Genomic DNA, 5969 nt, shown 5'->3' with positions numbered 1-5969 from the left:
TCTAACAATTACACCGTATCTAACTTGCTTAAAATAAACTGCTCTTGGATCGCTATCAACTTCTGTAGCTATTTCATTTACTCTTGGCAATGGATGAAGAACAGCTAAATCTTCTGTAGCTAATTTCATTTTATCATTATCTAAGATATATGAATCTTTCAATCTAACATAATCTGCTTCATTGAAGAATCTTTCACGTTGAACTCTAGTCATGTATAAAACATCTAATTCACCGATTACATCTTCCATTTTTTCAACTTCTTTGAATTCTATATTCTTTGATTTTAAAAATATCTTAATATAATCAGGCACTTGAAGTTCTTCAGGAGATATTAAGACGAACTTGTTGTTCTCATATCTTGACATAGCTTTTATCAAAGAATGGACTGTTCTACCAAATTTCAAATCCCCACACAATCCTATTGTCATGTTGTCCAATCTTTTTTTAGTCATCCAAATTGTCAATAAATCTGTCAAAGTTTGAGTTGGATGTTGATGTCCACCATCACCTGCATTTATCAATGGAACTTCTGCATAAGAACTAGCTAAAACTGCCGAACCTTCTTTTGGGTTTCTCATCGCAATTATATCTGTATAATTTGACACTGTTCTTATTGTATCAGCCAAAGACTCACCCTTTGATGTCGATGAACTTGCACTTTCTGAAAAGCCTATGCAATCTCCACCTAATCTATGTATTGCTGATTCAAAACTTAATCTTGTTCTTGTTGAAGGCTCAAAAAAAAGAGTCCCTAAGATTTTTCCATTACACAAATTAGAAAAATCAGAAGGACTCTTTATAATTTCTTCTGCTAAATTCAATATTTCGTTTATCTCTTCTACATTAAAATCATCTGCGTTAATTAAATTTCTATTTTTTAACATAACTATCTCCTTTGATTTATTTTCACTATAATAACATCAAAAAAGATATCTGTCAATAGTTTTTTTTAATTAAGAGTTGTAAAATTTACATCTGTCGTTCAATATACATTCTTCACATCTTGGATTTCTAGCCTTGCATAGATTTCTGCCATGCCAAATAAATAAGTGATGACTTTTTGACCATCTATCTCTTGGTATTTCTTGCATCAACGCCTTTTCAGTACTCAATACATCTTTTTCATTTACAATTCCAATTCTGTTAGTTACTCTAAAAACATGAGTATCCACAGCTATAGCTGGTGTTCCAAATGCGTTGCTTACAACTACATTTGCGGTTTTTCTACCAACTCCTGGTAATTTCATTAATTCATCAATAGTATCTGGAACTTTTGAGTCATAATCATGATATAAAACATTACATGTATTAATGATATTTTTTGATTTTGTCTTGTATAGTCCACAACTTTTGATGTATTTTGCTAATCCATCTACTCCTAAGTCTAATATTGTTTTAGGGGTATTGTGCTCTTTAAATAAAACAGCTGTAACTTTATTAACCCTAACATCTGTACATTGCGCTGATAAAATAGTGGCAATTAATAATTCGAACGGAGTAGTAAAATCTAAACCTGCTTTTGCATTAGGATATAAGCTATCTAAATCATCCAAAATTTTATTAATTTTCTCGTAACTCATGAAACTTTCTCCTTAATTCTTCAATTTCAATTTTATATCCATCTAAGTCGTTAGGCGTTTCCAGTATTATTGGTCTGCCCTCTAACCTTTCATTAAAGATTACATTAAAAAGGTCTGATTCTCCAATCAATCCCTTACCAAACTTTTCATGTCTATCTTTATTTGCTCCAAATGGCATTATAGAATCATTGCAATGAATTACTTTTATTTTCTCAATACCAATTAACTTATCAAATTCATCAAGATAATCATCAAAACTATCCAGTCTAATTCCAGAACTAAATAAATGGCAAGTATCTATACAAACATACAAGGGAATACTTGCATTACTAATAATATATGCAATTTGGTTTAAATCACATCCAAGTTCACTACCTTTTCCACTCATAGTTTCTATACATATCATCTGACCATTTGAAACATCTATTTGATTCAAGCCTTCTACAATTAAATTAAGTCCTTTCTCAATGCCTTGATTTTTATGACTTCCTGGATGAAGAACATACTTATCAATTTTCAAATTTTGAATTTTTTTCATATCTTCATTTATAAGCTGAATCGCCAATTCTCTTAAATCTTCTCTATCACTACATAAATTCATTGTATATGCTCCATGACACACAATATTATTTATATCATGGGTTTTCCTAAGCTCCAAAAATTTTTCTATTTCTTTATCAGGAATTAATCTAGACTTAGATCCTCTTGGATTACGTGGAAAGAATTGAAAAGTGTCAGCATTTATTTGTGAGCATTGTTCTATAGTTTTGTGAAGTCCTTTTGATGTAGATAAATGGCACCCTATTCTGTTCATAATTACCTCCAAGTCATTATTATATCACACCTTCATATTTAATATGTTATAATACTAGATGAGGAAGTGAGACATGTTTAATATTAACAAAAAAAATATATCAAAAATAGATAAAACTCTTATTATCAGTGTTTTAATACTTGTTATTTACGGTCTTGTAGTATTATATAGCGCTGGGTCAAGTCTTTCGAATCATTATTTCAGAAAACAATTAATAGCTACAATTATAGGAATAATTGTTGTTTTTTTTATAATTTCACTAGACAACCACATAATAAAAAAACTTAACATTCCAATGTACATAATTTGCAATGTTTTACTAGTTTTAGTTTTATTTTTTGGTGTTGGTGATGAATGGGGCGCAAGAAGTTGGTTTAAGTTTGGACCAATAAATTTTCAACCTTCTGAAATAATGAAGATAGTTCTTATTATTTCACTTGCAAATATTATTGAATCTAACAAGAACAGCCTGAATAATCCCAAAACTTTATTAAAAATACTATTTTTTGCTTTTATTCCTGTAGCTCTAATTTTAAAACAACCAGACGCAGGAACAGCAATGGTGTATACATTTATAATAATAGTAATGTTATTCACAGCTGGAATTGATTGGAAATATTTAATAGGAGCAATTGTCTTAGGAATAGTTAGTTTACCTTTTTTATACTTGAGGCTAGATCAATTTCAAAGAGATAGAATATTAAATTTTGTTCATCCTGAAAGAGATTTATCAAACACTGGATGGCAAGCCCTTCAAGGTAAAATAGCAATAGGATCAGGAAAATTGACTGGTGAAGGTTTCTTAAACGGAGTACAAAGTCAATATAATTTTATTCCTGAAAAGCAAACAGATTTTATTTTTGCGGTATTAGTTGAAGAATTTGGATTTATCGGTGGATTTATATTGATTTTATTATATGCCCTAATGCTTTATAGATGTGTGGTTATTACTCAAAACTCAGATAATTTATACTCTAAATTATTGACAATTGGATTTGCAGCGATGTTTTTATTCCACATATTTGAAAATATTGGAATGACTATTGGTGTAATGCCTATAACCGGTATTCCATTGCCATTTTTTAGTTATGGTGGAACATTTCAAATTATCAACTTAATATCAATTGGATTGATTATATCTTCATCAATTCAAAAAGATCCATTGAATTTCATTTAGGAGGAAATATGAATAAAATAGAAAGTTTTAAAATTAATCACTTAAAATTATTACCAGGAATTTATGTATCAAGAAAAGATTATTTAAACAATGAAGTATTAACTACTTTTGATTTGAGAATAACTGCACCTAACAGAGAACCTGTTATGAACACAGCAGAAGTTCACGCAATAGAACATTTAGGAGCTACATTTTTAAGAAATAAACTTGAAAATGAAGTTATCTATTTTGGACCTATGGGTTGTAGAACAGGCTTTTATCTAATCTTAACCGGAGATAGAAAATCTGAAGATATCGTAGACTTAGTTAAAGAACTCTTTGAATTCATATCCAATTACGAAGGTGATATACCTGGTCAATCAGCAAAGGACTGTGGCAACTATTCAGATATGAATTTAAATATGGCAAAATTCTACTCTGATAAGTACTTGAAGGTTCTAAATTCTATTAAAACAGAAAATTTAATCTATCCAGAATAGAAAAAACACAATTTAGTATAACTAAATTGTGTTTTTATTTTTTTTATCTTTATCTAAATATGTTGTTTGTAGTTCTGTTAGCTTCTTTTCATTCATTTTTTCAATATAGTGTTTTCTACATAATGGCATATATGCCTCACTAGCACCCAACTGTATTCTGTTTTTATCGTCTGATATACGATAACTTACCCATGCATCATTTCCACACACAGCGCACACAGCGTGGTGTTTTTCGACGTAATCACATATAGGCAATAATTCCTTAACAAGTTGAAATGGCTTGGCTTTATAGTCCATGTCAAGTCCAGCAGCAATAATTGTGAATCCTTTTTCCAAAAGATAGTTAATTTGTTTTACAAAATGATCTGCTTTTGAATTAATAAATTGCACTTCATCTATAGCAATGACATTTACATCATGAGTTTTTGTATATTCAACTATATCGTCAATGTTATCGACATTTATTGCTTCAATTTCGTTTTTATCATGTGTTACTACTTTTTCCTTAGAATATCTGGAATCCATCTTTGGTTTAAACACAACTACATTGTACTTAGCGATTTTAAACCTATTCACTTCTTTCCATAGACTAGATGTTTTTCCGGAAAACATAGATCCAGTATGCACTATTAATTTGCCTCTATATTGATGCATACTAATTCCTTGAAATCTCTATTGATTGAATAATAATATCATCCAACGGTTTATCTGAAAAGTCAGTATCTACGTTAGCAATTTTGTCTACAATATCCATTCCACTATAAACTTGACCGAATACAGAATGTTTTCCATCTAACCAAAAACATCCCCCATTATTTTTATAGTATTCTTTTTGTTCTTCGTTCAAAACACATTCATCAAGATATTTAATATAATCTTTTCTAATTGAAGTATTTTGAACTATGAAAAATTGAGATCCATTAGTGTTCGGTCCAGAATTAGCCATAGATAAAGCTCCTCTTATATTTTTTAAATTATCAGAAAATTCATCTTCAAAAGGCTTTTCCCAAATGCTTTCTCCGCCATAGCCTGTTCCTTGTGGATCTCCTCCTTGAATCATAAAATCTTTAATGACTCTATGAAAAATAGTTCCATCATAATATCCTTCTTGTGCATGAGTTACAAAATTTTCCACACAATTTGGAGCATCATTTTCAAACAAACAAATTTTTATTTCTCCTACATTTGTGATTATATTTGCCATTAATTGCTCTTTTTTTGGTATATCTGTTTGATACATATTTCCTCCATAAATAATTAAACTGCTTTTTTAAAAGCAGTTTAAACTTTTGTATTTGATGAGAAGTAATATCCTTCTCCCCATTTTGTCCTAATTATTAATGATTCGTTATCTTTGATTTTTTCTCTTAATCTTTTAATGTGAACATCAACAGTCCTGATATGAGACTGTGCATCTTCCCATAATTTCGCAGCCAATTCCTTTCTTGAAAGAACCTTATCTTTATTAGAAACAAGTGCATATAGCAATTCAAATTCTCTTCCTGTTAATTCTATATATTGACCATATCTTTTTACAGTTCTTGATATTAAATTAAATTCAAATTCACCAATTTGTATTATGCTTGTTTTATTATGCTCATTTACTAAATCTGATTTCGTTCTTCTGAGAACTGCTCTAATTCTTGCTTTTAACTCAAGCATATTAAATGGATAAACTACATAATCATCTGCGCCATATTCCAACGCTAAGATTTTTTTCATATCATCTGATTCGTCACTAACAAAAATTGTCGGAATGGAATATAATTTGCTAATTTCTTTTTTGAAATCTAAGCCTGTACCATCCGAAAAATTCATGTCACTAAGCAAAAAATCATAGTAACCTTTTTTTAGTTTTTCAAGTGCATCTTCAATTGTAGAACATTCTGAAACTTCATAATTTTCATCATTAGAAAAA

The 5969-nt window shown here is 29.6% G+C and carries 8 protein-coding genes; 2 read left to right on the top strand and 6 right to left on the bottom strand.

Going from position 1 to position 5969, the window contains the following annotated elements; genetic code table 11:
- The 3 genes from pyrB to KHW44_RS05570 form a co-directional block, all read right to left on the bottom strand.
- The coding region (gene pyrB / locus KHW44_RS05580) for an aspartate carbamoyltransferase (protein WP_304066973.1) at positions 1 to 885 on the bottom strand (885 nt) is incomplete at its 3' end.
- Between the two features lie 69 nt (positions 886 to 954).
- Positions 955 to 1581: an endonuclease III gene (nth, locus tag KHW44_RS05575; RefSeq protein ID WP_094203611.1), complete on the bottom strand. Its 627-nt coding sequence runs from the start codon at positions 1579 to 1581 to the stop codon at positions 955 to 957.
- The gene (locus KHW44_RS05570) at positions 1562 to 2395 is read right to left on the bottom strand and encodes a deoxyribonuclease IV (RefSeq protein WP_304066969.1); all 834 of its coding nucleotides are present in this window, start codon (positions 2393 to 2395) and stop codon (positions 1562 to 1564) included. Before KHW44_RS05570 ends, nth begins: the two co-directional genes overlap by 20 nt.
- 73 nt (positions 2396 to 2468) lie before the next feature.
- On the opposite strand from KHW44_RS05570, the gene rodA reads away from it, so the two are divergent.
- Positions 2469 to 3572, top strand: a complete 1104-nt coding sequence (rodA, locus tag KHW44_RS05565; RefSeq protein ID WP_304066966.1) for a rod shape-determining protein RodA — start codon at positions 2469 to 2471, stop codon at positions 3570 to 3572.
- An 8-nt stretch (positions 3573 to 3580) separates the two neighbouring features.
- On the top strand, positions 3581 to 4051 hold the full coding sequence (locus KHW44_RS05560; protein ID WP_002836356.1) for an S-ribosylhomocysteine lyase: 471 nt from the start codon (positions 3581 to 3583) through the stop codon (positions 4049 to 4051).
- Between the two features lie 21 nt (positions 4052 to 4072).
- Here KHW44_RS05560 and KHW44_RS05555 read toward each other — a convergent pair whose 3' ends face one another.
- The 3 genes from KHW44_RS05555 to KHW44_RS05545 all read right to left on the bottom strand — a co-directional run.
- The gene (locus KHW44_RS05555; RefSeq protein ID WP_102163466.1) at positions 4073 to 4705 is read right to left on the bottom strand and encodes a thymidine kinase; all 633 of its coding nucleotides are present in this window, start codon (positions 4703 to 4705) and stop codon (positions 4073 to 4075) included.
- Position 4706: 1 nt separating this feature from the next.
- Complete coding sequence (locus KHW44_RS05550; RefSeq protein WP_304066961.1) at positions 4707 to 5291, bottom strand: peptidylprolyl isomerase; 585 nt, start codon at positions 5289 to 5291, stop codon at positions 4707 to 4709.
- Between the two features lie 41 nt (positions 5292 to 5332).
- On the bottom strand, positions 5333 to 5969 hold a 637-nt coding region (locus KHW44_RS05545), incomplete at its 5' end, for a response regulator transcription factor (RefSeq protein ID WP_304066958.1).

Origin of the sequence: Finegoldia magna, from assembly GCF_018371055.1 — a bacterium.
Classification (GTDB): domain Bacteria; phylum Bacillota; class Clostridia; order Tissierellales; family Peptoniphilaceae; genus Finegoldia; species Finegoldia magna_I.
The sequence above is the reverse complement of the archived record's forward strand: the minus strand, read 5'-3'. Positions and strand labels throughout refer to the sequence as shown.